26 protein-coding genes, 1 tRNA gene and 1 pseudogene are annotated in these 25,817 nt (G+C 70.8%); 9 read left to right on the forward strand and 19 right to left on the reverse strand.

What is annotated here, in order from left to right; translation table 11 throughout:
- Window position 1: 1 nt before the first annotated feature.
- The 4 genes from F1721_RS03385 to F1721_RS03400 form a co-directional block, all read right to left on the reverse strand.
- Window positions 2-1,546, reverse strand: a complete 1,545-nt coding sequence (locus tag F1721_RS03385) for a hydantoinase/oxoprolinase N-terminal domain-containing protein (protein WP_150065063.1) — start codon at window positions 1,544-1,546, stop codon at window positions 2-4.
- 269 nt (window positions 1,547-1,815) lie between these two features.
- Window positions 1,816-3,144 carry a purine-cytosine permease family protein gene (locus F1721_RS03390; RefSeq protein ID WP_150065064.1) on the reverse strand — a complete coding sequence of 443 codons (1,329 nt, stop codon included), beginning with the start codon at window positions 3,142-3,144 and terminating at the stop codon, window positions 1,816-1,818.
- A gap of 173 nt (window positions 3,145-3,317) precedes the next feature.
- The gene (locus tag F1721_RS03395; protein ID WP_150065065.1) at window positions 3,318-4,778 is read right to left on the reverse strand and encodes an MFS transporter; all 1,461 of its coding nucleotides are present in this window, start codon (window positions 4,776-4,778) and stop codon (window positions 3,318-3,320) included.
- A 10-nt stretch (window positions 4,779-4,788) separates the two neighbouring features.
- Window positions 4,789-5,352 (reverse strand): NADPH-dependent FMN reductase, encoded by a 564-nt coding sequence (locus tag F1721_RS03400; protein WP_150065066.1) that lies wholly within the window; start codon window positions 5,350-5,352, stop codon window positions 4,789-4,791.
- Window positions 5,353-5,451: 99 nt separating this feature from the next.
- Between F1721_RS03400 and F1721_RS03405 the strand changes: the two genes are divergently transcribed.
- Complete coding sequence (locus F1721_RS03405; RefSeq protein WP_150065067.1) at window positions 5,452-6,087, forward strand: TetR/AcrR family transcriptional regulator; 636 nt, start codon at window positions 5,452-5,454, stop codon at window positions 6,085-6,087.
- Window positions 6,088-6,127: 40 nt separating this feature from the next.
- Here F1721_RS03405 and F1721_RS03410 read toward each other — a convergent pair whose 3' ends face one another.
- Window positions 6,128-6,787, reverse strand: a complete 660-nt coding sequence (locus F1721_RS03410; RefSeq protein WP_150065068.1) for an alpha/beta fold hydrolase — start codon at window positions 6,785-6,787, stop codon at window positions 6,128-6,130.
- Between the two features lie 77 nt (window positions 6,788-6,864).
- Window positions 6,865-7,371, reverse strand: a complete 507-nt coding sequence (locus tag F1721_RS03415; RefSeq protein ID WP_150065526.1) for a MarR family winged helix-turn-helix transcriptional regulator — start codon at window positions 7,369-7,371, stop codon at window positions 6,865-6,867.
- A gap of 14 nt (window positions 7,372-7,385) precedes the next feature.
- On the opposite strand from F1721_RS03415, the gene F1721_RS03420 reads away from it, so the two are divergent.
- Window positions 7,386-7,946, forward strand: coding sequence for a carboxymuconolactone decarboxylase family protein (locus F1721_RS03420; protein ID WP_211840318.1), 561 nt, complete (start codon window positions 7,386-7,388; stop codon window positions 7,944-7,946).
- Here the strand turns inward: F1721_RS03420 and F1721_RS03425 are convergent.
- From F1721_RS03425 to F1721_RS03435, 3 genes are all read right to left on the reverse strand, one after another.
- On the reverse strand, window positions 7,924-8,661 hold the full coding sequence (locus F1721_RS03425; protein ID WP_150065070.1) for a GntR family transcriptional regulator: 738 nt from the start codon (window positions 8,659-8,661) through the stop codon (window positions 7,924-7,926). The genes F1721_RS03420 and F1721_RS03425 overlap by 23 nt on opposite strands.
- Window positions 8,662-8,740: 79 nt before the next feature.
- The gene (gene deoC / locus F1721_RS03430) at window positions 8,741-9,430 is read right to left on the reverse strand and encodes a deoxyribose-phosphate aldolase (RefSeq protein ID WP_211840319.1); all 690 of its coding nucleotides are present in this window, start codon (window positions 9,428-9,430) and stop codon (window positions 8,741-8,743) included.
- A 5-nt stretch (window positions 9,431-9,435) separates the two neighbouring features.
- The gene (locus tag F1721_RS03435; protein ID WP_150065072.1) at window positions 9,436-10,329 is read right to left on the reverse strand and encodes a ribokinase; all 894 of its coding nucleotides are present in this window, start codon (window positions 10,327-10,329) and stop codon (window positions 9,436-9,438) included.
- 154 nt (window positions 10,330-10,483) lie between these two features.
- Between F1721_RS03435 and F1721_RS03440 the strand changes: the two genes are divergently transcribed.
- The 3 genes from F1721_RS03440 (at window position 10,484) to F1721_RS03450 (ending at window position 14,126) form a co-directional block, all read left to right on the forward strand.
- Window positions 10,484-11,449: a nucleoside hydrolase gene (locus tag F1721_RS03440; RefSeq protein WP_150065073.1), complete on the forward strand. Its 966-nt coding sequence runs from the start codon at window positions 10,484-10,486 to the stop codon at window positions 11,447-11,449.
- Window positions 11,446-12,837 carry an MFS transporter gene (locus tag F1721_RS03445; RefSeq protein WP_150065074.1) on the forward strand — a complete coding sequence of 464 codons (1,392 nt, stop codon included), beginning with the start codon at window positions 11,446-11,448 and terminating at the stop codon, window positions 12,835-12,837. Before F1721_RS03440 ends, F1721_RS03445 begins: the two co-directional genes overlap by 4 nt.
- Before the next feature lie 140 nt (window positions 12,838-12,977).
- Window positions 12,978-14,126, forward strand: a complete 1,149-nt coding sequence (locus F1721_RS03450; protein ID WP_211840320.1) for a YDG/SRA domain-containing protein — start codon at window positions 12,978-12,980, stop codon at window positions 14,124-14,126.
- A 12-nt stretch (window positions 14,127-14,138) separates the two neighbouring features.
- On the opposite strand, the gene F1721_RS03455 is transcribed toward F1721_RS03450, so the two are convergent.
- A complete protein-coding gene (locus F1721_RS03455) occupies window positions 14,139-14,438 on the reverse strand; it encodes a hypothetical protein (RefSeq protein WP_150065075.1) in 300 nt (99 codons plus the stop codon).
- Window positions 14,439-14,774: 336 nt separating this feature from the next.
- On the opposite strand from F1721_RS03455, the gene F1721_RS03460 reads away from it, so the two are divergent.
- A complete protein-coding gene (locus F1721_RS03460) occupies window positions 14,775-15,281 on the forward strand; it encodes a methylated-DNA--[protein]-cysteine S-methyltransferase (protein WP_170301340.1) in 507 nt (168 codons plus the stop codon).
- Between the two features lie 112 nt (window positions 15,282-15,393).
- On the opposite strand, the pseudogene F1721_RS03465 reads toward F1721_RS03460, so the two are convergent.
- Together F1721_RS03465 and F1721_RS03470 are read right to left on the reverse strand one after the other, a co-directional pair.
- Window positions 15,394-15,660: pseudogene (locus F1721_RS03465) on the reverse strand (cupin domain-containing protein); the annotation flags it as partial.
- Between the two features lie 133 nt (window positions 15,661-15,793).
- On the reverse strand, window positions 15,794-16,372 hold the full coding sequence (locus F1721_RS03470; protein ID WP_150065077.1) for a TIGR03086 family metal-binding protein: 579 nt from the start codon (window positions 16,370-16,372) through the stop codon (window positions 15,794-15,796).
- A gap of 62 nt (window positions 16,373-16,434) precedes the next feature.
- Here F1721_RS03470 and F1721_RS03475 point away from each other — a divergent pair, with 62 nt between their 5' ends.
- Together F1721_RS03475 and F1721_RS03480 are read left to right on the forward strand one after the other, a co-directional pair.
- Window positions 16,435-17,178 (forward strand): helix-turn-helix domain-containing protein, encoded by a 744-nt coding sequence (locus F1721_RS03475; RefSeq protein ID WP_150065078.1) that lies wholly within the window; start codon window positions 16,435-16,437, stop codon window positions 17,176-17,178.
- An 87-nt stretch (window positions 17,179-17,265) separates the two neighbouring features.
- The gene (locus F1721_RS03480) at window positions 17,266-18,288 is read left to right on the forward strand and encodes a glucose 1-dehydrogenase (protein ID WP_246154166.1); all 1,023 of its coding nucleotides are present in this window, start codon (window positions 17,266-17,268) and stop codon (window positions 18,286-18,288) included.
- Between the two features lie 116 nt (window positions 18,289-18,404).
- Here F1721_RS03480 and F1721_RS03485 read toward each other — a convergent pair whose 3' ends face one another.
- The 4 genes from F1721_RS03485 to F1721_RS03495 form a co-directional block, all read right to left on the reverse strand.
- Window positions 18,405-19,217 (reverse strand): SAM-dependent methyltransferase, encoded by an 813-nt coding sequence (locus F1721_RS03485; RefSeq protein WP_246154168.1) that lies wholly within the window; start codon window positions 19,215-19,217, stop codon window positions 18,405-18,407.
- 44 nt (window positions 19,218-19,261) lie between these two features.
- Complete coding sequence (locus F1721_RS35270) at window positions 19,262-19,393, reverse strand: hypothetical protein (RefSeq protein ID WP_281288737.1); 132 nt, start codon at window positions 19,391-19,393, stop codon at window positions 19,262-19,264.
- Window positions 19,394-19,428: 35 nt separating this feature from the next.
- On the reverse strand, window positions 19,429-19,860 hold the full coding sequence (locus tag F1721_RS03490) for an SRPBCC family protein (RefSeq protein ID WP_150065080.1): 432 nt from the start codon (window positions 19,858-19,860) through the stop codon (window positions 19,429-19,431).
- 119 nt (window positions 19,861-19,979) lie between these two features.
- Window positions 19,980-20,055, reverse strand: a tRNA-Arg gene (locus tag F1721_RS03495).
- Window positions 20,056-20,162: 107 nt separating this feature from the next.
- Here F1721_RS03495 and F1721_RS03500 point away from each other — a divergent pair.
- Entirely contained in the window at window positions 20,163-22,217 is a 2,055-nt protein-coding gene (locus F1721_RS03500; RefSeq protein WP_150065081.1) for a tetratricopeptide repeat protein, read from the forward strand.
- Here the strand turns inward: F1721_RS03500 and F1721_RS03505 are convergent.
- From F1721_RS03505 to bluB, 3 genes are all read right to left on the reverse strand, one after another.
- On the reverse strand, window positions 22,204-23,502 hold the full coding sequence (locus tag F1721_RS03505) for a hypothetical protein (protein WP_246154172.1): 1,299 nt from the start codon (window positions 23,500-23,502) through the stop codon (window positions 22,204-22,206). The genes F1721_RS03500 and F1721_RS03505 overlap by 14 nt on opposite strands.
- A gap of 43 nt (window positions 23,503-23,545) precedes the next feature.
- Window positions 23,546-25,048: a GGDEF domain-containing protein gene (locus F1721_RS03510; protein ID WP_342782915.1), complete on the reverse strand. Its 1,503-nt coding sequence runs from the start codon at window positions 25,046-25,048 to the stop codon at window positions 23,546-23,548.
- Between the two features lie 65 nt (window positions 25,049-25,113).
- Complete coding sequence (bluB, locus tag F1721_RS03515; protein ID WP_150065082.1) at window positions 25,114-25,791, reverse strand: 5,6-dimethylbenzimidazole synthase; 678 nt, start codon at window positions 25,789-25,791, stop codon at window positions 25,114-25,116.
- Window positions 25,792-25,817: the final 26 nt, after the last annotated feature.

Consider the following 25,817-nt stretch of genomic DNA (forward strand, 5'->3'; position numbering starts at 1 on the left):
CTCACGCCTCCAGCTGCAGGTCGCCGACGGCCTTCACCCGGATCCGGGTCGCGTTGCCCGGCAGGTACGGGATGGGCACCTCGTCGAAGTCCACGATGTCCACCGTGGACGGACTCGCGCCCGCGGCCACCGCCCGGTCCACCGCCTCCTGCTTGGCCTCGTCGACCACCGACTCGCGGCGGCCCGGCTCGATCGCGTACACCCGGTCCACCTCGCCGCCGATCTGCGCGATCGCGGCCCCGATGGCGTTGGCCACCGCGTAGTTCTCCGGCCGGTGCACCTCGCCCGCGTCGCCCAGCTCGTCCGGCAGCAGCACCGAACCGCCGCCGACGGCGACCACCGGCAGCGGCTCGGCGGAGGTCCGCATCCGCTCGACGGCGTCCGCGTTGTCCGCGGCGATGCGCTCCAGCGCGGCCCGCACCATGTCCTTGTCGAGGTGCGCGACCAGGGAGGGATCGCCGATCTCGGCGCGCCCGGCGGCCACCGCGATGTCCGTCGCGGTCAGCGTGTCGCCGCCGAACACCAGGGCCTTCGAGGTCAGCTGGTAGCCCACCGACTCCGGGCCGACGGCCACCGGCTCGCCGCGCACCAGGCTGCCGCCGCCGATGCCGATGGACAGCACGTCCGGCATCCGGAAGTTGGTGCGGATCCCGGCGACGCTGACCGCGGTCGTCGCCTCGCGCGGGAAGCCCTGGTTGAGCACGCCGACGTCGCTGGTGGTGCCGCCGACGTCGATCACCGCGCAGGTGTCCAGGCCGGACAGCACGGCGGCGCCCCGCATCGAGTTGGTCGGGCCGGAGGCGAAGGTCGCCACCGGGTAGCGGCGGGCGAAGTCGACGTCCATCAGGGTGCCGTCGTTCTGGCTCAGGTACAGCGGCGCGGTGATGCCCGCCCCGGTCACCGACGCGGCCAGGCCGTCCACGATGTTGGCCGCCAGCTCCCGCAGCGCGGCGTTGATGACCGTGGCGTTCTCCCGCTCCAGCAGGCCGATCCGGCCGATCTCGTGGGACAGCGAGATGGCCACGTCCGGCAGCTCGGCGGCGATCAGCTCCGCCGCGCGCTGCTCGAAGTCGTGGTTGACCGGGGAGAACACCGAGGTGATCGCGACGCTGCGCACCCCGTTGCGGCCCATGTCGTCGATGGCCTTGCGCAGTTCGGCCTCGTCCAGCTCGGCGATGTGCCGACCGTCGAACTCGTGCCCGCCGTGGCACAGGTAGCTGCGCCCGGACACCGCGTCGACCAGCCGCTGCGGCCAGTCCACCATCGGCGGCAGCGACGCCCCGGCGGGCAGGCTCAGCCGCACCGCGGCGGTCGGGGCGAGGCGGCGGGCCTCGACGAGCGCGTTGATGAAGTGCGTGGTGCCGATCATCACCGCGCGCACCCCGGCCGGGTCGAACGCGTGCTGCTGCTGGAGACCGTCGATGGCGGCGACGATCCCGGACGTGACGTCGCTGGTGGTGCTCATCTTGACGGCGGCGAGCACCTTCGTGCCGTCCAGCAGGACGGCGTCGGTGTTGGTGCCACCGACATCGATGCCGATGCGCAAGGCGGAGCTCCTTTCGAGAGCGAGGTTTTCCACGCTCGTTTTGCGTGGCGGTGCGGGTGGCGGAACCTCAGCGCCCGCCTGGACTGCGGATGCCCAGCCTTATGTATGCCAATACACGGCGGCTGGGCCGTCCTCGCCAGGCGGACGCTGAGAACCCGCGGCGGTGCCGGTTGCGGGGGTGGGTTATGCGCCTGCCAGGTCGGTGCCGGTCGCGCGTCGCGGCTGCGGTAGCCGAGGAGAACTCGGTGAAGCCATTTCCCATCGTGGCCTCAAAGACTTCTCGCGCTCACGACGTCGGTTGCCGGGTTGGTGCTGCCGACGCCGCGGACCAGGCCGAGCTTCCCGGCGACGACGTAGAGCGCGAACGCGAGGACCAGCGAGTTGATGCTCGGCAGGCCGATCTCCACGAATCCGCCGACCAGCGCCGCCACCAGCCAGATGACCAGCGTCGCGGGCACCCAGTTCGGCGAGGAGGCGGGGATCTCGCCCCGCGCCCGCGAGGCGTCGAGCTCGCCGCGCCAGCGCCGCACGATGAAGTACTCGGCGACCATGATCCCGCCGATCGGCGGGAACGCCACCCCGAGCACGGTGAGGAAGTCGGTGAACTGGTCGAGGATGCCGACCGCGGCCAGCACGCTGCCGATCAGGCCGAACACCGCGGTCGCGACGCCGCGGTTGAGCTTCTTGCCGAACACCGTGCCGACGAAGTTCACCAGGCCCAGCCCGGAGGAGTACAGGTTCCAGTCGTTGATCTTCAGGGTGCCCGCGACGATGACCAGGATGCCGACCCAGCCGACCGACGAGGTGACGATGGTGGTGATGTCGGCCGAGCGCACGGCGTGCGCGAGCAGCACCCCGGCCAGGCCGATCACGTACTCGCCGAGGGTGATGCCGACCAGCGTCTGCTTGACCACGTCGCCGACGGTGCGGTTGAAGCGGGTCATGTCGGGCGTGATCACCGCGCCGGTGATGAACCCGCCCGCGACCAGCGTGGTGCCCTCCAGCAGCGACAGCTGCGGTCCGGGCGGTGCGGAGGCCATCAGCGCGCCGAGGTCGTGCTGCGTCAGCTCCACCCCGATCGACCAGCCGACCAGCACCAGGAAGGCGGGCACGGACACGTAGGCGACCCAGGCCATCGAGCGGAAGCCGCGCAGCACGATCGCGGTGACCAGCAGGCCGAACAGCAGCGACCAGCCCCACTCGGGCAGCCCGCCGATCAGCGCGACCAGGCCCTTGGCCGACACCGCGGACTGGATGCCGAACCAGCCGATCAGGCTGATCGCGATGGCGAGCCCGATCAGCGCCGACCCGGCGCGGCCGAAGCCCGTCCAGCGCGCCAGCATCGAGGTGGACAGGCCCTCGCGGGCGCCCATGATGCCGACGAAGATCGCCACGACCTCCAGGATCACGGCGCCGAAGGTCAGCGCGAGGAAGGCGTCCCAGAAGCTCATGCCGAAGCCGAGCGTGGCGCCGAGCAGGAACTGGCTCAGCGCGGAGATCTGGCCGAACCGCTGCACGGCCACCGACCACCAGGAGTAGCGGGCGCGGTCGGGCACTCTGGTCAGCGCGTAGTCGTCGACCCCGACGGATGAAGCCATGACGAGCTCCTCGGGTTGGCTCAGGCGGTTGGCGGACACCGTAAGCCCTGGTCAACCCATCGTCAGTGGGCGTAATGCACAGTGGGGCTGCTGAAGCAGTGCGAGTTGCATGGTCTCCCGGGGGTCGTGAGTGCGTAACAGTGTTCGAACACCGTTACGCACTCACGACCACCTCAGGCTGCGGCCGGGACCGCTGGCGCGCGCTGCGGGCAGGGCGTCCGGCTCGGGCTGAGCAGGGCCGCCACGGCCACCGCGCCGAGCGCGGTCAGGGCCGCGATCGCCCAGAGCAGGATCTGCCAGGACTCGGTGAGGTGCCCGGCCAGGACGTCGTGCCCGGGCCCGGCGAGCTTCCCGGTCGCCACCTGACCGGCCCGCTCCGCGCCGATCCGCCCGGTCAGCAGGCTGATCAGGACCGATCCGAACAGCGCCAGCACCAGCGTCTGGGAACCGCCGCGCACGGTGTTGAGCAGTCCGGCGGCCATCCCGGCGCGCGACTGGTCCACCTGGTTCATCGCCTGCGCGTCGATCAGCCCGCTGGCCAACCCGACCCCGATGCCGGTGGTCAGCAGCGGCCCGAGCAGCTGCCACGCCCCGATGCCCTGGTGCAGCGAGGTCAACCACGCGTTGCCCGCCGAGATCAGCAGCAACCCGGTGACGATCAGCAGCCGCGGCGAGGCGCCCCGGTTCACCAGACGTCCGCCCAGCAGCGGCAGGACCAGCATGGGTGCCGTGGACATCAGCATGACCAGACCGGAATCGCGGGCCGACAGCCCGTTCGCGCCCTGCAGGTAGGTGGGCAGGAACGAGGTCACCCCGCCGAAGCCCAGCACCATCACCACCCCGGCGAGCACCCAGCCGACGAACTGCCGGTTGCGCAGCAGGGACAGGTCCAGCACCGGGTGCGCGCTGCGCCGCTCGACGAGCGCGAACGCGATCAGCAGCCCGGCACCGGCGGCGAGCAGGCCGAGCACGAGCGGGCTCGTCCAGCCCGCCCGGGAGCTCTGGGTGATGGCGAACATCGCCGCGGCGAGCCCGCCGATGAAGGTCACCGCGCCGAGCCGGTCGGCACGCGGTCGCTGCGCGGCGCGCGACTCGGTCATCGCGAAAGTGCCCGCCAGCAGCAGGATTCCGCCCGCGGCGAAGACGCCGAAGGTGGCCCGCCAGCCGAGCGCGCCGACCAGCCACCCGGCCAGCGTCGGACCGATCGCGAGCCCGACGCCCGCCGTGGTGCCCATCGCGGCGAACGCCCTGGTCCGCTCGGCACCGCTGAACGTGGTCGCCAGGATGGCGCCGCCACCGGCCATCACCCCGGCGGCGCCGACACCGGTCACCGTGCGGGCCGCGTCCAGCACCAGGATGCTCGGCGTCAGCGCGGCGACCAGGCTGCCGACCGCGAACGTCGCCGCGCCGAAGCGGTAGATCCGCCGCCGCCCGAGCAGGTCGCCGGTCGACCCGGCGACGAGCATGAACGACGAAGCGGTGAGGAAGTACCCGGTCACCACCCACTGCAGCGCGCCGCCGGAGGCGTTCAGCGCGGTCCCGATCTGCGGCAGCGCACCGGTGGTGCCGGACATGGACATCGGCAGCAGCAGGTAGCCGAGCAGCACGAACAGCAGGGTCAGCTTGTTCTTCACGGTCGTTCTCCTATGCGGCGTAAGGCTCGGCGGTCCGCGCGGTGCGCAGCGCGCGAGCCCACCAGGAGAGCTGGGTCAGCATTCCCTTCGCCGCGGCGTTGCAGCCCTCGTCCAGCGGGGCGCCGCGCTCGTCGAAGCGGTCCCAGGCGTTGTGGAAGCTGACGGTGTCGCGGACGGTCGTCGCGTGCAGTTCGGCGAAGACCAGCCGCAGCTGCTCGACGGCGCGCAGGCCGCCGCCCATCCCGCCGTAGGAGACGAAACCGACCGGCTTGGCCTGCCACTCCGCGCGGTAGAGGTCGATCGCGTTCTTCAGCGCGGCGGGGAAGCTGTGGTTGTACTCGGGCGTGACGACGACGTAGGCGTCGGCCGCGGCCAGCCGCCCGGCCAGCGCGGTGACGTGCGGGTCGGGCGGGGCGCCGAAGTCGATGGTGGTGGGCAGCGGGATCTCGGCCAGGTCGATGACGTCGACGTCGCCGAACTGCGCCGCCTGCTCGGCGAACCAGCTGGCGACGGTCGGCCCGAAGCGGCCCTCCCGGGTGCTCCCGATGATCACGGCCAGTCGCAGTGCGGACATCTTCGCTCCTCGGATGCGTGCGGAGGTGGACGCGAGGTAAAGTACAACGTGTAATGCACTTAGTGCAATGATCGTTGTACTTAATTTTGGGAGAGTGCTGTGAGCAGGGAGAACGCCTCGCGTCGAGGGGTGGAGAAGCGGCGGGCCATCCTCGAAGGGGCGCGGGAGGTGTTCGGGCGCGACGGCTACACCCGCGCCAGCATCGACGCCATCGCCAAGGTGGCCGAGGTGTCGACGCGCACCATCTACAACCACTTCGCGGACAAGGCGGAGCTGTTCCGCGAAGTGGTCCTGGAGAGCGCGGCGGAGGTCCGCGAGGCCCAGCTGTCCGATCTGGACAGGCACCTGGGCAAGATCGCGGACCTGGAGTCGGACCTGGCCGACCTCGGCCGCGCGTTCGTCCTGACGGCGAGCGACTTCGGCGCGCACTTCGCGCTGGTGCGGCAGATCAACGCCGACGTCGGCCACATCCCGGCCGACGTCCTGGAGGCCTGGCAGGAGGTGGGGCCGCGCCGCGTGCACGAGGCGCTCGCGCACCGGATGGCCGAGCTCGGCGAGCGCGGACTGCTCGCGGTCGACGACCCGCACCGCGTGGCCATGCACTTCATCGCGCTGGTGAGCGCGGAGGCCCAGCTCCGCACCTACTACGGCGCGCAGCCGCTCGACGAGGCGGAGCTGGACGACATCGTCGCGGCCGGGGTCCGGGCCTTCCTCCGCGCTTACAGTCCCAAGTAGACGGACATGCTCACCGGGTGATGGTCGACCTCGCGCGAGATCAGGCGGCGTCGAGGAGGATCTTGCGGAAGTCGTCGAAGGCTTCCCGGACGATGTTGTGCCCGATCGGCAGCGCGCGGACGTGCCAGTTCGGGTCGTCCTTCAGTCGCTCGTAGGTCGCGGTGAACGGGGAGTTCTCGAACGCCGAGCAGTAGACGTACTCGCGGCGCGGCACCTGGCGGTGCGCTCCGGTCAGGCGGATCTGCTGGGTGATCGTGGCCAGCGGGTGCGGGACCGCGCGCTCGTCCAGGACCGGCAGCGGGGCGAACGCGAACCCGTCGGCGCCCGCTCCGCCCGCGTACCACTCGTGCCAGTAGTCGTCGGTCAGCGACCAGACCGATTCGCCGTCCTCGGGGGCGAATGCGTCGACGTGGAGCAGCGTCGCGATCCGCTCCGGTGCCCGGTCGGCGACGCCGGTGATCACCATGCCCGCGTAGCTGTGCCCGCAGAGGACGACGTCGCGCAGGTCCTCGGATTCCAGCAACCGCACCACGTCGTCGATGTGGGTGTCCAGGTTGATGCCCGCGGCGGATTCCCCGGGGCCCAGTCCGCTCAGCGTCACGGGGTGCGCGCTGTGGCCAGCGGCGCGCAGCTCCGCCGCGATCTGCTCGTACCACCAACCACCGTGGCAAGCGCCCGGAACCAGCACGTAGTTCGCCATATCCAACTCCTCCTCGGTCGATCTGCGCTCGACCATAGAGGCCCTTCAGGACAGGATCTGTCCACAAGCGGGGCGACCTACGAAGAGGTGCCGAACCAGCCCGGGGCGTCCAGGCGGAAGGAGCTGTTCGGGGTCATTTCGCGCAGGCCGGTCTCCAGGTCGCGCAGCCGGTTCGCGCCCAGCGATTCCGCCCACCGCGCGCGCAGGTCGTCGAAGATCGCCGCGGACCGGGCCAGCGCGTCGACGCCCCGGTCCGTGAGCCGGAGCAGCTTGCGCCGGGCGTCGCCGGGGTCGTCGGCGCGTTCGACGTAGCCCAGCTTCTCCAGGCGGTCGGCGGTCTTCCCGGCCGCCTGCTTGGAGATCCCGAGCCGTCGGCCCAGCTCGCTGGCGGTCGCGCCGTCCGGGCCGATGGCCTGCATCGCGAACCCGTACGCCGGGCGCACGTCGGGGTGGCCCTGCTCGGCGAGCTCGGCGTGCAGCTGGTCGATCAACGACCGGAAGCCCGCGAACAGCAGCAGCGGCAGCTCGAAGCCCTTGCCAATTTCGACAACCTCGTTTACTTTTTCGTCAACCACGTTGTCGATTCTAGGAGACCCCGTTGTTCGTCGACCACACCACCGAGACCGCCCCCGAAGCGTCCCGCCGCGCCATGCGAGCCACCGCCGACCGGCTCGGCTACCTGCCCGCGCCCGTCGCGCGGCTCGCCGAATCACCGCACCTGCTCGACGGATTCCTCAAGCTCAGCGCCATGTTCGAGGCGACCACCCTGGACCCGCTAGCCCGTGAAGTCGTCATCATGGCGATCGCGACCCGCAACGGGTGCCACGTCTGCGTCGCGATGCACTCCGCGAAGCTCGCCGGGTTGAACGCGTCTCCCGAGCTCATAGCGGCATTGCGCGACCAGCGACCGCTGGACGACCAGCGCCTCGAAGCGATCCGCATCTTCGCGCTGCAGCTCGTGGAACACGCGGGGGCGGTGGAAACCCAAGACCTGCAAGCATTCCTCGCGCACGGCTTCACCAAGCAGAACGCGTTGGAGGTGGTCCTGGGCATCGGCGCCTACACCACGTCCACCCTGGCCAACCGGCTCGTCGACGCGCCGCTGGACGAGCAGCTCGAACCGTTCGCCTGGGGCCTCAGCGGGTCAGCAGCGAGGTGACCTTCACGGCGGTGCTGTTGATCCAGACGTCGGAGTACTCCACGGCCTGCCCGTCGCGGGTGTAGGTCACCTGCTCCAGGTAGAGCACCGGCGTCCCGGTGGGGACCTCCAGCGCCTCCGCGACGTCCTCGCGGGCGGGGGCGGCGCTGAACGTCCGACGTCCCTCGGTCACCGGCAGCCCGTAGGACTTCTCCAGCACGTCGAACAGCGAGTTCCGCTCGAAGTCGACGTCCTCGATCCCCGGGCACAGATCCGCCCGCACCCAGTTCACCAGGTACGCCAGCGGTCCCTGCGCGCCCCGGAACACCCGGACCAGCCGCAGTCCGGGAGTTCCCGGCGGGGCGCCGAGCAGCGCCTGCACCGCCATCTGCAGCCCTTCCAGCCGGGCGCTGACGACCTGGACGTCCAGCGCGTACCCCTGCGCGCGGAAGTCCTCGGACAGCGAGTGCAGGCGTTGGGCGATCCGCGGCTCCAGCACGCCCGCGGTCACGAACGTGCCGCGACCGCGGGTCTGCACCAGCAGCCCTTCCTCTATGAGCACCGCCAGCGCCTTGCGCAGCGTCCCGCGGCTGACCCCCAGCTGCTCGGCCAGCGCGGGTTCGGGCGGCAGCTTGTAGTGCGCGGGCCAGCGCCCGCCGAGGATGTCCTCGCGGAAGGACGCCGCGATCTGCACGTGCAGCGGCTCCGGAGCGTCCCGCGAGATCCGCGCTGCCACCTGGCCCCCTTCGGGTTCTGCGGGTCGTGAGTGCGTAACAGTGTTCGAACACTGTTACGCACTCACGACCGCGCTGCGGTCAGTACGACGAAGCCGCCGCGCCGCCGGTCACGATCGCGATGCCCGCGCTGGTGCCCAGCAGCGACGCCCCCGCGTCGAGCAGCGCCACGGCCTGCTCAGCGGTCTTGATCCCACCAGACGCCTTCACCCGCACGCCCGGGCGGGCGCGTTCGACGAGGTAGGCGATGCTGTCCGGGTTGGCGACCTCGACCGCGCCGCTGCTGGCGTTCTTCAGGTACGCCGCCCCGGCGTCCATCGCCAGCTGCACCGCGCGCTCCCGCTCGGCCGGGGTGAACTTCGGCAGCTCCAGCATGACCTTCACCGGGATCCCGGCGGCCTCCACCACGGCGGCGATGTCATCGCGGAACTCCTGCTCCATGCCGCTGCGCAGCCACCCCACCTGCACACCCATGTCGAGCTGGTCGGCACCGGCCTCGGCGATCGCCCGCGCCTCGGCGGCCTTGCCCGCCGTGGTCATCGAGCCGACGGTGGGGAAGTCCAGCGCGCTGGCGACCTGCACCCCGCTGCCGCGCAATCGCTCGGCGACCAGCGGCACCCAGGAGGCCGGGACCATCGCGGCGTTGAAGCCGAACTGCACGGCCTCCTCGCAGTGCCGGACCAAGTCCTCGCGGGTGAGGCCGATCTCGATGGCGGTGTGCTGGATGAACGGGGCGAGCGAGGCCGGTTCGGCGGCCGAGTAAGCGGACACGTCGATCACCTTTCTTCGAGGTCTTCGGAGCGGGGGAGGCCGGGGACCACCTCGTGGTGGGCCACGGCGAAGGCACCGGCCGCCGCCGCGTACCGGGCCGCGCGGCGCAGGTCCCGATCGCGGCACCAGGCGACGGCGAACGCGGCGTTGAACGCGTCGCCCGCGCCCGTGGTGTCCACGACCTGCGCGGCGCGCACCGGCGGGATGTGCGCGCGCTCGACGCCGTCGTCGACGTGCGCGCCGTCGGTTCCGCAGGTCAGCACGATCTTCGCGGCGAACCGGCGGCGCAGCGCGTCCAGCAGGACGTCGGGGTCGGTGGCGTCCAACCCGGTCAGCACCTGGGCCTCGGTGAGGTTCGGGGTGAGGACGTCGACGAGCGCCGCCACGTCCTGCGGCAGGTCGCGGGCGGGAGCCGGGTTGAACAGGGTCGGCGTGCCGTGCTCGGCGGCGGTGCGCAGCGCGGCGGCGACGGTGTCGGCGGGGATCTCGTTGCACACCATCAGCAGGTCGGCGGCCGCGATGACCTCGGCGAACCCGGCGACGTGCGCCGGGGTGAGCAGGTCCAGCGCGCCGGGCGCGACGATGATCCGGTTCTCCCCGTCCTGCTCGACCAGGATCACGCCGGTCATGGTCGGAGCGTCCACAGTGGCCACCGCGCTGGCGTCCACGCCTTCGCGCTGCCAGAGTTCCCGGCCCTGCGCGCCGAGCACGTCGTCGCCGACCGCGGTCAGCAGCGCGACCTCGGCGCCGAGCCGCGCCGCGCCGATGGCCTGGTTGGACCCCTTGCCGCCCGGCCCGAGCGAGAAGGTGGCCCCGCCCAGCGTCTCGCCGCGGCCGGGAATCCGGTCGGCCCGCATCGTCATGCCCGTGCCGTAGCTGCCCACAACAGCGATCCGCATGGCACCTCCCTGGATGTACAACAGTGTACATATGTGGCCTGCGCAACCTCGCGCTGAATGCCTCGATTGACGCCCTATCTGGGTCGACTTACAGTACGTGCGGCTCCACTGAGTGGACAAATCAATGAACATATGCCGTCGTGCAGGAGATGCGATGCCCGAAACCACCCCGCTGGTGATCGACACCGACACGGCGCAGGACGACTGCATCGCCCTGCTCGCGGGCCTGCTCGACCCGCGCGCCGACCTGCGCGCCGTGACGATGGTGGCGGGCAACGTCGACTTCGACCACCAGGTCCGCAACGCCCACCTGACCTGCAACGTCGCGGGCCGCCTCGGCGAGGTGCCGATCCACCTGGGCTGCCGCCGCCCGATGGTGCGCCCGTGGGAGAGCGCGGAGAACGTGCACGGCGACGGCGCGGGCGGCCTGACGATGGACCTGACCGGCTGCGAACCGGAGCCCGAGCACGCGGTGGACGCGCTGATCCGGCTGGCCGCGGAGAACCCCGGCGAGCTGTCGATCGTGGCGATCGGCCCGCTGACCAACATCGCGACCGCGGTGGTCAAGGACCCGGACTTCGTCCGCAACGTCAAGACGCTCTACGTGATGGGCGGCTCCAACAACGCCCGCGGCAACATCACCGCGGCGGCGGAGTTCAACTTCTACGTGGACCCGGAGGCGGCGAAGACGGTGTTCGCGGCCGGTTTCGAGATCGTGGTGGTCCCGTGGGCCCCGCTGACCCTCGACCAGGCGGTGTTCGACCAGCCGAAGCTGGACGAGATCGCGGCCCTGGCCACCCCGCTGGCCGACTTCTTCACCAAGGTCTGCGCGGCGACCCTGGAGTTCGACCGCAGCGTCGGCATCGACGGCACCACCCACCCGGACTCGCTGACCGCGGCGGTCCTCCTGCACCCCGAGCTGGTCACCCGCAGCGCCCGCTACCACGTGGACGTGGAAACGGCGGGCGAGCTGACCCGCGGCTACGCGGCGATGTCCTGGGGAGTGCACGGCCTGGAGCCGAACGCGACGGTGATCGAGGAGATCGACGCCCCGGCGTTCTACGCCTACATCAAGAACCTCCTGGCGACCCCGACGACCCCGGTCCGGGAGATGGCGTGACCCTGACTGCCCCGCGGGTGCGCCCGCCCCTGGTGCTGACCGCCCTGCTGGTCGCGGTGGCCAGCTTCCAGATGAACGCGACCATGCTGTCGCCCGCCATCGACGACATGGCCAAGTCCCTGAGCACGGACGTGGGCACGATCGGCCTGAGCGCCACGGTGTTCCTGTTCGTGGCGGGCCTGGCGGGCGTGGTCCTGCCCCGCTACAGCGACATCATCGGCCGCCGCCGGGTCCTGTTCGGCTCGATCGCGGTGATGGCGACGGGCAGCCTGATCGCCACCCTGGCCCCGAACGTCGAGGTCCTGATGGTCGGCCGAGCCCTCCAAGGGGCCTGCGGCGCCACGATCTCGCTGGGCATCCTCACGCTGCGCGACATCCTCCCGACCGAGCAGTTCGGCCGCTACCTGGGAATCCTGACGGCGGTGAACAGCGGCGTGGCGGGCGTGGACACCCTCCTCGGCGGCCTCATCACGGACACCATCGGCTTCCGGGGGATCTTCGGCCTCACCTTCGTCCTGGAGGTGATCGCGGTGGTGATGATCGGAGCCTGGGTCCCGGACTCGGCGCGCACCGGCGCCCGCATGGACTGGCGGGGAGCGGCGGTGATCTGCCTGGCCCTGCTGGGCATCAACGCCTGGCTGACCCTCGGCCCGACGATGGGCTGGTTCACCGGCTGGCCCCTGGCGTGCCTGGTGGTGGGCGCGGCGCTGCTCCCGGCCTTCTGGCTGGTGGAGCGAAACCAGCCGGACCCCCTGCTGCCCCTCCGAGCCCTGCGCAGCAGGGGAGTCTGGGGCCTCCTGCTGACGACGTTCTGCACGATGGCCTCGATCTTCGCGGTCCTGACCTTCGTCTACCCAACCCTCGCCCAACACGCAACGGCAGGCTTCGCCTACGACGGAACAACAACGGCCCTGATGTTCCTGATGCCCTACGCCCTAGCGGGCTGGATCCTCGCCCCGCTGGCGGGGTCCTGGGCACCTCGGATCGGCTACCGAAACATGCTGAGGATCGGCCTGGTGGGCAACCTGCTGCTGATCGCAGCAACGACCTTCGCGGTCAGCTCGCCCTGGCTCCTGTTCGCGCTGGTAGCCCTGATGGGCGTGTCGTACGCAGCCTGCGCAGCAACGGCCCTGAACGGCATGGGAGTCATCTACGCCCCGAAGGAATCGCCCGGAATCCTCCCAGGCCTGAACGCCACGATGTTCAACCTCGGAGCCTCCGTAGGCATCGGAATCCTCTCCGGCCTAGTAGCCAAAGGCACCCCCGACGGAGCGTCGGACCCCGCCGGCTTCACCACGGCCCTGGTCGTCGCGACAGTGATCTCGGCAGCAGCTCTGGTTGCGTCGTTCGTCCTACCTGGCAAGGCAGGCTCAGCAGAGAAGGTGTGAGCTTTTTGCCGGAACATCAAGGGGCTCCTGGTGATCGCCACCAAGCCAACCCGCGGGATGACCCTGGAATGCGGCATGCCGGCGTTGCCAGGCTGGCCCAATTCCACCCGTTTGAGGCGTTCGCTCTTTAAGGTGAGGGCATGGGGCTTCGCGATCTGACCAGGGACGCCGTCGTCGCCGCGATGGCGGAACACGATGAGCTGGGGAAGCGGAAGTTCTGCCGGAAGTACGACGTCAAGCCTTCGAATGAACTGGCGATCGTCGAAGGCCGCAATCTCTACGACGTCGCCTCGATCGTCGCGGGTGCGCACCAGATCATCACCGGATCCCCGGTCGACTCGAAGCAGCTCTCCGCGCGTGAGGCGGGGATGGCGGAACTGATGCGCTCGTTCGGCCTGACGGCCGTCCAACCGACGGTGGCCAGGGCTTTGGTCGACGCGGCCAACTTCGGTGAGGTCACCGGGGTCGAAGAAGGCCGAGTTTTCGCGGACCGGCGGGAGCTGTACGACGCTGGCGTGCACCGGGCACTGCAGGACGGGATCGTGGGCACCAAGGATCGAGGCGCGGAGTCCATCGTCCTCTCCGGAGGTTACGAGGATGACGAGGACCACGGCACCGTCATCATCTATACCGGTCGTGGGGCGCAGGACAGCAAAGGGCGGCAAACCGGTCACCAGAGCTTCGAAGACACGAAGAACGCTGCTTTGCGCACCAGCGCGTTCACCGGCGAACCAGTACGGGTGATCCGCGGGAGCAAGGCGGAGGGGTACCGGTACGACGGGCTGTTCAACGTAGTGGACGCGTGGCTAGGAGAGGGAGTCCGCGGGTACCGAATTTGCCGCTATCGCTTGGAGAAGTGTGGCAGCGACTCGTCGGTGGCGGATCTCGAGACGTCTGTCTCGGGAGAACTGCCGAAGGGCAATGAAAGCCCTGGACGGCGCCTAATCAAGCAGCAGCGGATCGTTCGGTCGACCCGAGTTGCGGAAGGTGTCAAGAAGATCCACGACTATCGGTGCCAGGTCTGTGCAGTGCGATTGGAGATCGGGGCCTACGCCTATGCAGAAGGAGCGCACATCAAGCCGCTGGGAACTCCGCACAACGGGCCCGACGTTCCGGAGAACATCCTGTGCCTCTGCGCGAACTGCCACGTCCTCTTCGACAAGGGTGCGATCTTGATCGCAGATGACCTCACGGTTTCCCGCAACGGGAAAGATGTTCAACTGCGCGTGGACGTCAGCCACCGGATCGACGTCGAGTACCTCGCATACCACCGGTCAATACACGCCTGATCCAGTGGCTCGTCAGCCCAGGTCAGCTCGCTGGGTTCGGCTGGCGTTGGGTGGTGGGTGGGTCGTGAGTGCGTAAACCGGTTGGAGGCGGTTTATGCACTCACGACCTCTTTCACCTGCGGAGGTGGCGGCGGCGGTGGTGCGTTCGTTTTCGATGTCGGCGATGAGGTGCCAGACGGTGTATTCGCCGTCTCCTGTTCCCGCGTGTTGACCCGCTGCGAATCTCAGACCTCTGAACGGGACCTGGGTGGCGATCATCGCGAGGAGCAGGACGTTGAACAGGACGAAGGTGCTGAGCTGGATCCAGAGCATGAGGGTTGGTGCTCCTTTTTCTTGGTGTGGCTGGTCAGGGTTCGTGAGCGGGGATGGCCGTAAGGGCGGCCATCGCCGCTCACGAGTACTTGTCGGCGAGCTGCGGAAGCACCGGTCGCGGATCAAGGCCCTGGCTGCGTTGGGCGGTCCGGCCGTGCCCGCCGTTTCCGCGGCGATCGAGCACAGGCGGCGCGCTCTGGTCGCCGCCGGGATCTCCGGCACCCACGGCCTCTCCTGGCGATGTCGGATTTCCGCCAGCGCCGTCCCTGGACCAGGGGCGATGCTGGTGCCGTATGCGGTGGCCGCTCGGCCGCCGGTGGAGGAGAGGATGTTCCAGTGCAGCCGGTGAAGACCATCGTCGATAGTCCCGTCGGTCCGCTGACCCTGGTCGCCGTCGGCGGTGCGCTGACCGGCGTCTACATGGAGAAGCAGCGGCACCGGCCGCCGGAGGAGGAGTTCGGGGAGCTCGACGCCTCGCCGTTTGGTGCGGTGATCGAGCAGCTGGCCGAGTACTTCGCCGGGCGGCTCACCGAGTTCGAGCTGCCGCTGGATCTCGTCGGCACCCCGTTCCAGCAGCGGGTGTGGACCGCGCTGCGCGAGATCCCGTACGGCGAAACGGTTTCCTACGGCGAGCTGGCCGAGCGGATCGGGCGGCCCAGCGCGTCGCGGGCGGTCGGGCTGGCCAACGGCAAGAACCCGATCAGCATCATCGTGCCGTGCCACCGCGTCGTCGGTTCCAACGGGGACCTGACCGGCTACGGCGGCGGGATCGAGCGCAAGCGGAGCCTGCTGGACTTCGAGCGGCGCAACGCGGCGGGCGTGCAGACGGCGCTGGAGCTTTGAGCGTGCGCTCGTGAGTGTTTTGTGGGGTTATAGACCCAGAAAACACTCACGAGCCCGGACGACAGAATCTCCAGGAACGGCCTGGCGATCAGCATCCGGGACGGCCCGGGGATCACCGTCGCAAGGTGCGGAGGTGGATGCGTTCGCCCTGCTTGCCGAAGAGGCTGAGGACTTCGACGCTGCCGCGCCCGGCGGCGCCGAACCAGTGCGGGATCTGGCAGTCGAACTCCGCCGCTTCGCCCGCTCCCATCACGAAGTCGTGGTCGCCGAGCTTCACCCGGAGCCGTCCGCGCAGCACGTAGGGCCATTCGTGACCGGCGTGGGTCCGCAGGTGCGGCTCTTCGTCGTGCGCGGGGGTGGTCATCTTGTACGCGCGCGGTTCAGTCGTGGGGTGGTGCGCCAGTTTTGGCTGTAACTGGCCAGGTGTTCCGGGGCGGCAAAGCTGACGCACCACGACGCACGGTCGGGAACCCTGATCGCCCCTCGGACAGTTGTGGTCGTGGTCTGGGGTGTTAGGGCGTCCAGGTGGGGTTTCGGCCTGTCAGGGCCAGGAGGCGGTGCAGGGGTGGGGCGGTGTTCGGGACCGGCACCTCGGCGGCGAAGACACCCATCGCGCGGCCTTGCTCCGCCGTTTTCGCGGCTTCGCCGCGGGCGAATTCGAGGAGGTTTTCGTCGAGGTGCAGGGGTTGGCCGGTCGCTCGTGCCAGGTCCCAGGCGTGTACCGCGTACTCGAGCACGACCATGCCGCCGACCAGGGGCGAGGGCATTTCGGTCGGGCCGCCCATGTGCGTGGTGCCGGTCCACGCGTCCGGCGTGCTCCAGGCTCGCGTCGTGCGGTCCAGCTGTTGGGCGAGGTCGTGCTTCCAGTCGTCGGGGAGGGTCACGTCCGATTCGGCGGCGGCCGGTGGTGGGACCGCTTCCTTGCGGGCCGCGGCTTCCAGGGACGGGCCCCAGAACAGCAGGTGGTTCAGCAGGTCGCGCACCGCGTACTCGGTGCACGGGGTGGGCGCGGCGAGCTGGTCGGGGGCGATGCCTTCGACGATCCCGGCCAGGGCGGAGGCCGCGCGGTTCAGGTGCTGTGCTTCGGACATGGTGCGCAGCCAACCACCGCGCGACGCCGGTGTCTTGAACGAACGCGACATACACTCCGACCGTGTCCAGGGACGTTCGGGAGGTCGGCGGGGCTTGGCGGCGTTTCCAGCGCCACTCCTTCCCGCAGCCCTCACCGGACCTGGCCCGGTACGCGGCCCGCTACTGGGTGGTCTCGTGGGACTACCCGGAGCCGTACCGGCAGCTGATCGTGCCTTACCCGAACGTGCACCTGACCTTCCAGGACGGGCGCGCGACGATCACCGGCGTCTCCAGCGGGCACCAGGTGCGGGTGCTGTCGGGGCGCGGCGGCGTGTTCGGCGTGGCGTTCCGGCCCGGCTGCTTCCGCCCGTTCCTGCGCGCTCCGGTCTCGTCCATCACGGACCGGTCGATCGACGCCCGCGAGGTCTTCGGCCCGGCCTTGCCGGAGGCACCCGACGTCCCGGCCGTGGAGCGGCTGCTCCGGGAGCACGCGCCGGAGCCCGATCCGAAGGCGGAGCAGGCCGCGGACGTCGTCGCGCTGATCGCCGCGAAACCCGAGATCACCAGGGTCGATGCGCTGGCGGCCGAGCTCGGCACCAGCGTCCGGCAGCTGCAGCGGCTGTTCGCGGAGTACGTGGGCATCGGCCCGAAGTGGGTGATCCGCCGCTACCGCCTGCACGAGGTCACCGAGCGGATGGCGACCGGAGCGGAGCTGGACTGGGCGGCGCTGGCGGCCGAACTCGGCTACGCCGACCAGGCGCATCTCGTCCGCGACTTCAAGGCCCTGTTCGGCGAAACCCCGACCCGCTACGCCGCGCGGTACTAGGTGGTCGTGAGTGCGTAACAGCGTTCGAACACTGTTACGCACTCACGACCACGGCCCGACGACGAGAGGAGAGCTCCTGTGCAGGCGATGACGGTCGTACCCGGTCGGCCCGACACCGCGGCCACCAGCTGGCTGCCCGAGCCCGGTGCGGACGACGGCGACGTGCTGGTCGAAGGTCTCGCGGTCGGGATCTGCGCGACCGACCGGGAGATCGTGCGCGGCGGGCACGGCAGCCCGCCGCCGGGGCAGCGGAACCTGGTGCTGGGCCACGAATCCCTCGGCCGCGTGCTGTCGGCGCCGGACGGCGACATCGCCGTCGGCGACCTGGTGGTCGGCATCGTCCGGCGCCCCGACGACTGCTCCTGCTGCCGGGCGGGCAACTGGGACTTCTGCCGCACCGGGAACTACCTGGAGCGCGGTATCGAGGGCGCGCACGGCTACGGCAGCGAGCGGTGGCGGGCCCCGGCCGAGTACCTGGTCCGCGTCGCCCCGGACCTCGCGGACACCGGGGTGCTGCTGGAACCCACCAGCGTCGTGGCCAAGGCGTGGGAGCAGATCGACCACATCCGCGGCCGCAGCGGTCACGACGGCCGCACCGCGCTGATCACCGGTGCCGGGCCGATCGGCCTGCTCGCAGCGCTGCTGGCCGTGCAGCGCGGTTACGAGACCCACGTCTACGACCGCGTCGAAGGCGGCACCAAGCCCGACCTGGTGCGAGCCCTGGGCGGCACGTACCACTGCGGTGAGGCGAGCGACCTGCCCGTGCGCCCCGACGCGGTCGTGGAAGCCACCGGGGCGGCGAGCCTGCTAGCGGACCTGGTGAACCTGGTCGCGCCCAACGCGGTGATCTGCTTGACCGGGATCAGCACCGGCACCCGCGCAGTCCTGCCCGGCGATGAGCTGAACAACCGGCTGGTCCTGCGGAACGGGGTCGTCCTCGGCTCGGTGAACGCCGCGCGCCGTCACTACGAGCAGGCCGGTGCCGCCCTCGCCGCAGCGGACCAGGACTGGCTCCACCGGCTGCTCAACCGCCGGGTCCCGCTCGCGAACTGGCCCGCCGCCCTCGACCGCCGAACCGACGACGTCAAGGTCGTCGTCGACCTCACCTGACCGGTTCGCGATCACCCAGATCACCGCGGTTCCCGCGACGCAGTGCGGTTCCTCGAATCGGTGATCCCCGGTCCGCCGGGATCAGTCGTGGCCGCCGCACGGGCGCCGCGGGGCGGTCACTGCCTCAGCACGCCGACGGCGGCGTAGCTGTTGGTGCGGGCTGCGTCGTCGGGGTCGACCGGGTCGTCCGGGCGCCAGTCGGGGAGCAGGACCAGGCCCGGGTCGACGAGGTCGTAGCCGGTGAGCAGGTCGGCGATCTGGTCGCGGGGGCGCAGGGTGCCGGGCGTGGAGGTGCGGTTGTAGATCTCGTGGCCGCCGCTGAGCTGGTCGTCGGTGAAGGTCACCGGGGACAGGTGCGACAGCGCCAGGTAGCTGCCCGGGACGCACGCCGCGCGGTAGCGGCCCATGATGCCCACCGGGTCGTCCTCGTCGGGCACGAAGTGCAGGATCGCCACGGCCAGCACGCCGACCGGGCGGGTGAAGTCCAGCAGCCCGGCGACCCCTGGGGCGCTCAGCACGGCCTCGGGGTCGCGGATGTCGGCCTGCGTGATGGTCACCCGCGGGGTGTCGGCGAGCAGCGCCTGGGCGTGCGCGACCGCGACCGGCTCGCGGTCCACGTAGGCGACGCGTGCGTTCGGATCGGCGTCGTGGGCGATCTCGTGCACGTTGCCGACGGTCGGGATGCCCGACCCGAGGTCGAGGAACTGGTCCACGCCCTGCGAGATCATGAACCGCACCGCGCGCCCGAGGAACGAGCGGTTGGCGTAGGCCCACTGCCGACCGGTGGGCACGACGGCGAGGAACCGCTCGGCGGCCTCCCGGTCGGCCGCGAAGTTCGCGTTCCCGCCGAGGTAGTAGTCGTACATCCGCGCCGCGTTCGGCGACTCGACGTCCATCTCGACCAGCGGATCCGGCCCGTGCTCTGCCACCCCGGCATGATCGCCGAGCGACCTCCCGCCCGGCAACCCCGGAGTCACGGCATCGGCACGTCGTCGACGTTGCTGCCCTCGACGGAGGTGACGGTCAGCCCGAGCCGGTCGTCACCAGCGGTCAGCTCGCACCGCTCGGACTGCCCGACCATCTTCCCGCTGACCTGCTTCTCCAACGGTCCAGCAGACGACGCGGTCCCGGGTACCGGTGTCAGCGATCGTTCCTGGTCGGCGATTCGCATTCTCGCTTCAGGGCTGCGGCCTCCGCCTCGACGAACCGTCGGATGCGGCCCGACACCAGGGGCGTGAGCAGCGGGGCGAGGCCGCCGGAGTAGTCGATCTGCAAGCGGACTTCGCTGCCGCTGTCGGCGGGGCGGATCCAGTGCGAGGCGACCATCCGGCCGCCCGCGAAGCGGGTGGCCCAGCTGAACGACGAGCCGGGCTCGACCTCGACCACGTCCCACACGGCCGCGGCCACCCCGGGCTGCTTGACCCGGAACCGGTGCCCGACCCGGAGCTCCCCGTCCAACGCCGCGACCGAGCTGACGGTGGGTGTCCACCCGGGCCAGCCGGGCACGTCGGCCAGCACGGCCCACACCTCGCCCGGTGACGCGGAGATCACCACGGTGCTCTCATGACGCATGTTCGCCTCCCGGCGCACACGCTACTGCCGGTCACCGGGCCTGATCCAGAAAGGAGTTCGCCCGCCGGGTCCCGACGCGGAAGCAGTGCGTTTCCGCAGGCCGGAACGGCTGTCGATGGTGGCGCCCCCGGCAGGATTCGAACCTGCGACACCCGCTTTAGGAGAGCGGTGCTCTATCCCCTGAGCTACGAGGGCCTGGTTGGAGCGTACCTGGCCGGTCGGGGCGCGTCGGCACCGGTCGGTGGTCGGGGTCGTCGCGTATCGTCAGGTGATCGTTACCGTTCGGCGCCACTGGGGTGGGTATGGGCAACGAGAACCACGGGTCTGCGGACAAGCTGGTGCAGGCCGGGGCGGTGCACGGCGGCATTCACTTCTACGCGGAAGCTGCGCCGCAGCAGAAGCTGCTCAAGGTTCCGGGGCAGCTGCTCGCCGTCTCCGACCACTTCGTCGACCGGGATCCTGCGGTGGACGTGCTGAACGATCTGCTCGACGAGCCCCGGGTGGGGCGGGCCGGGCTGGCGGTGATCAGCGGGGCCAGCGGCATCGGGAAGAGCGCGTTGATCGCGCAGTGGTCGCATCAGGTCCAGCAGAGGTTCCCGGACGGGCAGATCGTGTTCGACTTCGAACGCGGCGAGCGGAGCCTGGGTGACGCCGCAGAGCACTGCTTGCGCTCGATCGGCGTCGAGCCGGAATGGATCCCACCGGCGACCGGTGACAAGGTGGCGATGCTGCGGACCTGGACGAAGGACCGCAGGCAGCTGTTCATCTTCGAGAACGTGGCTGTGCTGGACCACGTCCTGGAGCTGGTGCCTGCCTCCGGCGCGAGCGTCGTGCTGTGCACGAGCCATCAGGACGGGGCTGAGCTCGCGGCGGACGGAGCTCAGCCGATCAGGTTGACACCGCTCGAATCGGAGCACGCCATCGACTGCCTGCGGCGGGAAGACCTGCGGGAACGCGTGGACGCCGAGCCCGAGGCCGCGGCGGAGCTGGTGGCCAGGACCGGCGGGTTCCCGATCGCGCTCAACGTGATGGTCGGCCTGCTGAAGACCCGGACGTCGTGGACCATCGCGCGTGCCGTGCAGGAGCTGTCCGAGAAGCGCAGGCGGCGGAAGCACTTCCGCAAGGCGTTCGCCGAGCTGGACCTGGCCGTCGAACAGCTGACGCGGGCCGAAGCGCAGGTGTACGGACTGCTCGGGCGGGTCGCGCTGGCGCTGCCTGTCGGGGCGGTCGCGGCGTTAGCCGACCTCACCGAGCTCGACGCCGAAGACCATCTCGAACAGCTGCACAGGATTTGTCTGGTGGAAGAGAACGATCAGGAGCAGTTCCTGCTCCACGACCTGGTGGCCGAGCACGCCGCCGAAACCCTCGGCATGTCCGACGTGTCGTCCGACGACGCGGTTAGGCGCCTCGTCGCGTGGTACCGGCAGCAGGGCGCGTTCGCGGACCGGGCGGTGATGGAGCCGAGCCGCCTCCGCGTCGTCGACGACGACCTCGCCGGGGAGAACCCGTTCACCCGTGAGCGGGCGCTGGAGTGGCTGCGCAGCGAGCGCGTCAACCTGCTCGGCATGGTCCGGCTGGCCGCCGAGAGCGGTTGGCACGTCGACGTGATCGCGCTCTGCGACGGTCCACTGTGGGCGCTGCACAACCAGGACAAGCACTACTCCGACACCCTGGCCGCCCTGGTGGCGGCGATCGCCTCGGCGGTGGCGATCGAAGACCTGGTCGCCGAAGCCCGCATGCGCAGCCTGCGCGGCCACCTGCTGGTGGAGTGCGGTGAGCTGGACGAAGCGCGCGCGGAGTGCGCGGAGGCCGTCGCGGTCGCCGAACGCGCCGGGCACCGGCGGATCCTGGCGTCAGCGCTGGAGTTCCAGGGCAAGGCACTGCACGCCAGCGGGGAGTTCGACGCGGCCCTCGGGAACTTCGAGCGGGCGCGCCAGCTCAACGAGGAACTGGGACGTCAGCGCGGCATGGCGTTGCAGGAGTACCTGATCGGCAAATCGCTCTCCGCGCTCGGTCGGCACGACGAGGCGCTGCAGGTGCTGGCCGAAGCGCTGGACCGCATCGCCGGATTCCCCGAGGACAAGCGCACGCCGAGCCGCATCCGCGTCGCCGCGGCCCGCGCCCACCAAGCGCTCGACCAGCACGACCAGGCGGTCTCCCTGCTCCGCGAGGCGATCTCGGCAACGCGCGAGCGCTCGTCCTTCGACCTGGCAGAACCCCTGGAACTGCTGGCGGATTCCCTGACCGCCCTCCGCCGCCCGGGCGCGCGGGAATGCCTCGAAGAAGCCCTGGAGATCTACGAACAGGCCCAAAGCCCCAAGGCCGACCGGGTGCGGCGGAAGCTCAGCGAGGGGTGAACAGCTCCACCGGTTCTGGGCGGGCTGGCCACGGGGGTTCGGGGAGTTCCAGGTGGCGGTAGATCAGTCCTCGGAGGCGTTCGTGGGGGTTGGTCTCGAAGGTCAGGTCGGCTAGTTGTTGGTGGTCCGGGAGCGGGGTTGCCGCTTCGACCTGGGGGCGGATGTCGGCTGTCGGGTCCAGGCGTCGGGCTCGGGCGCCGAGGAGCGCCATCGGGGAGTTCGGGACCACCTCGGTGTTGCCGAATGCCGCTAGCAGCAGGGGTTTTCCCAGGGCTGCGGCGTAGAGGGCCAGGGAGCCGTGGTCGGTGATCACGACGTCCGCGGCGACCAGGGCTGCCTGCCACTTCCGCAGGCGGGGGACCAGGATCAGGTCGTTGTGCAGGGCCGTGCTGAGCCAGGTTTCCAGTTGCAGGCTTTCGTACTTCTGCCAGATGTTCGGGTGCAGGACCAGGGCGATCCGGTGGTCCGGCAGTTCGGCGGTCAGCCGCTTCGGCAGGTCGCCCCACCTGGCGAACAGCGACTCCGGGCCCCACGTCGACGCCACCACCACCAGCTCGCGGTCACCGGCCAGGGCGCTGCGGTACTGCTCGCGCATCGGCAGGCTGGCGCGCAGGCGCGCGTAGCAGGGGTCGCCGATCACCTCGGCGCGCGGTGCCGCTTCCGGGCACTGGCTCCGGAGCTGGGCGAGCTGGCTCGGGTGGGACAGGCCGACGACCGCCGGGACGACCCGGTCCTCGTGCACCAGCTGGGTGCGGGAGAGGCCGGAAACCTCTGCGGCGACGCCGGATTCGGTGGCTCGCAGCTTGTTGTGGCCAGCGCCGTGCGGGAGCGTCAGGACGGGCATTTCGAGCTCGTGCAGGGGGCCGTTGCCGCTGGGGGAGACGGCGAAGTCGAAGTCCTTGCCGAGGGCGGTCTCCCAGTCGACCACCTGGGCTCCGGTCAGGTGCAGCTGTTCGGTGAGGTTCGCCGCGAACTCGGATCCGGCCGCGACCGCGAAGCGGGTTTCCACGCGCATGTCGTCGGCCAGCAGCGGGAGGACGTCGAGCAGGCGGTCCAGCGCCGTCAGGGTGCGGACGACGCCCAGCACCCGTCGCTCGATCGGCGCGCTGTCCCAGCGACCGGCGCGCTCCGCCGCTTCCGGGCTTCCGGGCTTCCGGGCTTCCGGGCTTCCGGGCTTCCGGGCTTCCGGGCTTCCGGGCTTCCGGGCTTCCGGGCTTCCGGGCTCGTTGTAGCTGGTCAGGTCGGGTTCTCCCGGGTCCCGGTGGTGCTCTCGCGCGGTGCGCATGACGGTCCATCCTAGTACGCGGCGGCGCCGGTACCGGGGGCGCTCACGCCGTGGTCGACGGGTCCGTCGCCGGGCTCTCGTCTATCTCCACGCGGTTGCGGCCAGCTCGTTTCGCCCGGTACAGGGCGATGTCCGCGGCCGCGAACAGGTGCTCCAGGTTCGCCGGGCCAGCCGCGACGCCGATGCTCACCGTCGGCGCTTTGGTGATCCGGCCCAGCACCAGGCGCCAGTCGTGGTTGTGCACCGCCGCGCGGATGCGCTCGGCGACCACCGGCCCGGCGTCGCGGGACTCCTCGCTGGAGCCGACCAGCAGGACCACGAACTCGTCCCCGGCCCAGCGGCAGATCAGGTCGTCGGCGCGGCACTCGCGGCGCAGCAGGTGCGCCACCTCCTGGAGCACGACGTCGCCCGCCGTGTGCCCGGCCAGGTCGTTGACGTCCTTGAACCAGTCGACGTCCAGCAGCACCAGCCACGGCACCCGTCCTGCGGACGCGGTCTGCTCCAGCAGCAGGGGCGCGCGGCGCTCCAAGCCGAGGCGGTTGGTGAGGCCGGTCAGCGGGTCGCGGAGCGCGGCCTCGCGGGCGGCCATCGCCATCCGCTGGGCCTGCACCGCGACGCGGCGCTGCTCCAGAGCCTGGCCCAGCCCTTCGCGCAGCGCGTCGACCGCCATCCGGCTCGCCGAGACCGTCCGGCGCAGCGCGGCGGACTCACCCACCGGGTCGGACAGCGCCTCGCAGATCGCCGCCAGGTCGAGGGAGAACTGCATCATCAGCATCGTGTCGCGGATGGTCTCCGCGGCGTCGAGCGCCCGGCTGGCCAGCGTCCGGGCCTCCTCCAGCCGGTTCTGCTGGCGGCGCACCACCGCCAGCACCCAGTTCGCCACCGACGAGGTGAACCAGTCGTCCGCCGCGCGGGCCAGCGCGAGGGCCTCCTGCGCGACGTGCTCGGCGGCGTCCCGGCGGCCGATGCCGACCAGCGCCCGTGCCAGCCCCGCCATCGCCGAGCGCTTCACCTGGCCCGGCCAGGCCAGCGTCCGCGCCTCCTCGAACAGGTCGCGGGCCAGGGAGAACTGCACGAACCGCTCGTCCTCCGGCAGCGTCGCGGCGCGGAAGATCCGGGCGTTGCCCTCGCGGCACAGGCAGTGCGCCAGCGCCGCCGTGTCGTCGCAGTCGCGGGCCAGCTGCACCGACAGCGCCATCATCTCCAGCGCCGGGCCGCGGTGGCCGATGGTCTCCAGCAGGTAGCCGAGCATGCTGACGGTGTGCGCGGCCGCCGCCCCCTCGGGCCGGTCCACGTCCAGGTCGGTCCAGCCCTCGGCGAGCAGCTCCAGCGCGACCGGGATGTGCTTCAAGCGCCAGGCCAGGGACGCCCGGTGCACCAGCACCGCGGAGCGGTTCCACTGCTCCGAGACCCGGTTCGCCCCGGTCGAGACCAGCTCCTCGAAAGCCGCCTCGGCCTCGGTGAAGCGGCCGGAGTCCAGCAGGGACCGCACCTGGCGGTCCTGGGCCGGGATGTGGCCGACCATCAGCGGGTCATCGTGCTGCACCGCTTCCTCGCAGGGGGCGCACCTCGTCGTGGAACCGCGAGCGGGCGGTCTTGTCGCGCTACAGGCTACCGGCTGCGGCCGTTCCCGTACTTGTCGTAGTGCAGGACGTCGTCCAGCGGCAGCCGCTGCCGCCAGCCGTGCCGCTCCAGGTCGGGCACGTCGGCCAGCGAGCGCACCGGGCCCACGCACAGCCAGGCGACCGGGCGCACCCCGCTCGGGATGCCGAGCAGGCGGCGCAGGAACTCCTCGCGGTAGAAGCTGACCCAGCCCACGCCCAGGCCCTCGGCGGTGGCCGCCAGCCACAGGTTCTGGATGGCCAGGCACACCGAGTACAGCCCGGCGTCGGCGATCGCGTGGCGGCCGAGCACCTGCGGCGCGCCGCGTCCGGGGTCGTAGGTGACGGCGATGCCGAGCGTGGACTCCGCGATGCCCTCGACCTTGATCTTGGCGAACGTCCCGGCGCGCTCCCCGTCGAGCTGGGAGGCGAACACGCTGCGCTCGGCGAGCACGTGCTCGCGGAAGGCGCGGCGGGTGGCCTCGTCGCGGACCAGCACGAAGTCCCAGGGCTGGGACAGCCCGACGCTGGGCGCGCTGTGCGCGGCGGTGAGCACCCGGCGCAGCACCGGCTCGGGGATCTCGGCGCCGGTGAACTCGCGGCGCACGTCGCGGCGTCGGTTGATCACCTCGTAGAGGTCGGCGGCGGGGGCGGTGTCGGTCAACTTGGAGGTTCCGGCGATCGTCATCGCCGTCCATCCTGCCCGCCGGGCCG

It is taken from the genome of Saccharopolyspora hirsuta (assembly GCF_008630535.1).
GTDB lineage: Bacteria > Actinomycetota > Actinomycetes > Mycobacteriales > Pseudonocardiaceae > Saccharopolyspora > Saccharopolyspora hirsuta.

Excerpts from the sequence above, each read along its gene's own strand:
- bluB (WP_150065082.1), bottom strand. The coding sequence starts at position 25,791 with ATGACGATCGCCGGAACCTCCAAGTTGACCGACACCGCCCCCGCCGCC.
- F1721_RS03390 (WP_150065064.1), bottom strand. The coding sequence starts at position 3,144 with ATGGCTTCATCCGTCGGGGTCGACGACTACGCGCTGACCAGAGTGCCC.
- F1721_RS03455 (WP_150065075.1), bottom strand. The coding sequence starts at position 14,438 with ATGCTCTGGATCCAGCTCAGCACCTTCGTCCTGTTCAACGTCCTGCTC.
- F1721_RS03500 (WP_150065081.1), top strand. The coding sequence starts at position 20,163 with ATGGGCAACGAGAACCACGGGTCTGCGGACAAGCTGGTGCAGGCCGGG.
- F1721_RS03410 (WP_150065068.1), bottom strand. The coding sequence starts at position 6,787 with ATGGCGAACTACGTGCTGGTTCCGGGCGCTTGCCACGGTGGTTGGTGG.
- F1721_RS03435 (WP_150065072.1), bottom strand. The coding sequence starts at position 10,329 with ATGCGGATCGCTGTTGTGGGCAGCTACGGCACGGGCATGACGATGCGG.
- F1721_RS03470 (WP_150065077.1), bottom strand. The coding sequence starts at position 16,372 with ATGTCCGAAGCACAGCACCTGAACCGCGCGGCCTCCGCCCTGGCCGGG.
- F1721_RS03480 (WP_246154166.1), top strand. The coding sequence starts at position 17,266 with ATGACGGTCGTACCCGGTCGGCCCGACACCGCGGCCACCAGCTGGCTG.
- F1721_RS03505 (WP_246154172.1), bottom strand. The coding sequence starts at position 23,502 with ATGCGCACCGCGCGAGAGCACCACCGGGACCCGGGAGAACCCGACCTG.
- F1721_RS03440 (WP_150065073.1), top strand. The coding sequence starts at position 10,484 with ATGCCCGAAACCACCCCGCTGGTGATCGACACCGACACGGCGCAGGAC.
- F1721_RS03490 (WP_150065080.1), bottom strand. The coding sequence starts at position 19,860 with ATGCGTCATGAGAGCACCGTGGTGATCTCCGCGTCACCGGGCGAGGTG.
- F1721_RS03450 (WP_211840320.1), top strand. The coding sequence starts at position 12,978 with ATGGGGCTTCGCGATCTGACCAGGGACGCCGTCGTCGCCGCGATGGCG.
- F1721_RS03400 (WP_150065066.1), bottom strand. The coding sequence starts at position 5,352 with ATGTCCGCACTGCGACTGGCCGTGATCATCGGGAGCACCCGGGAGGGC.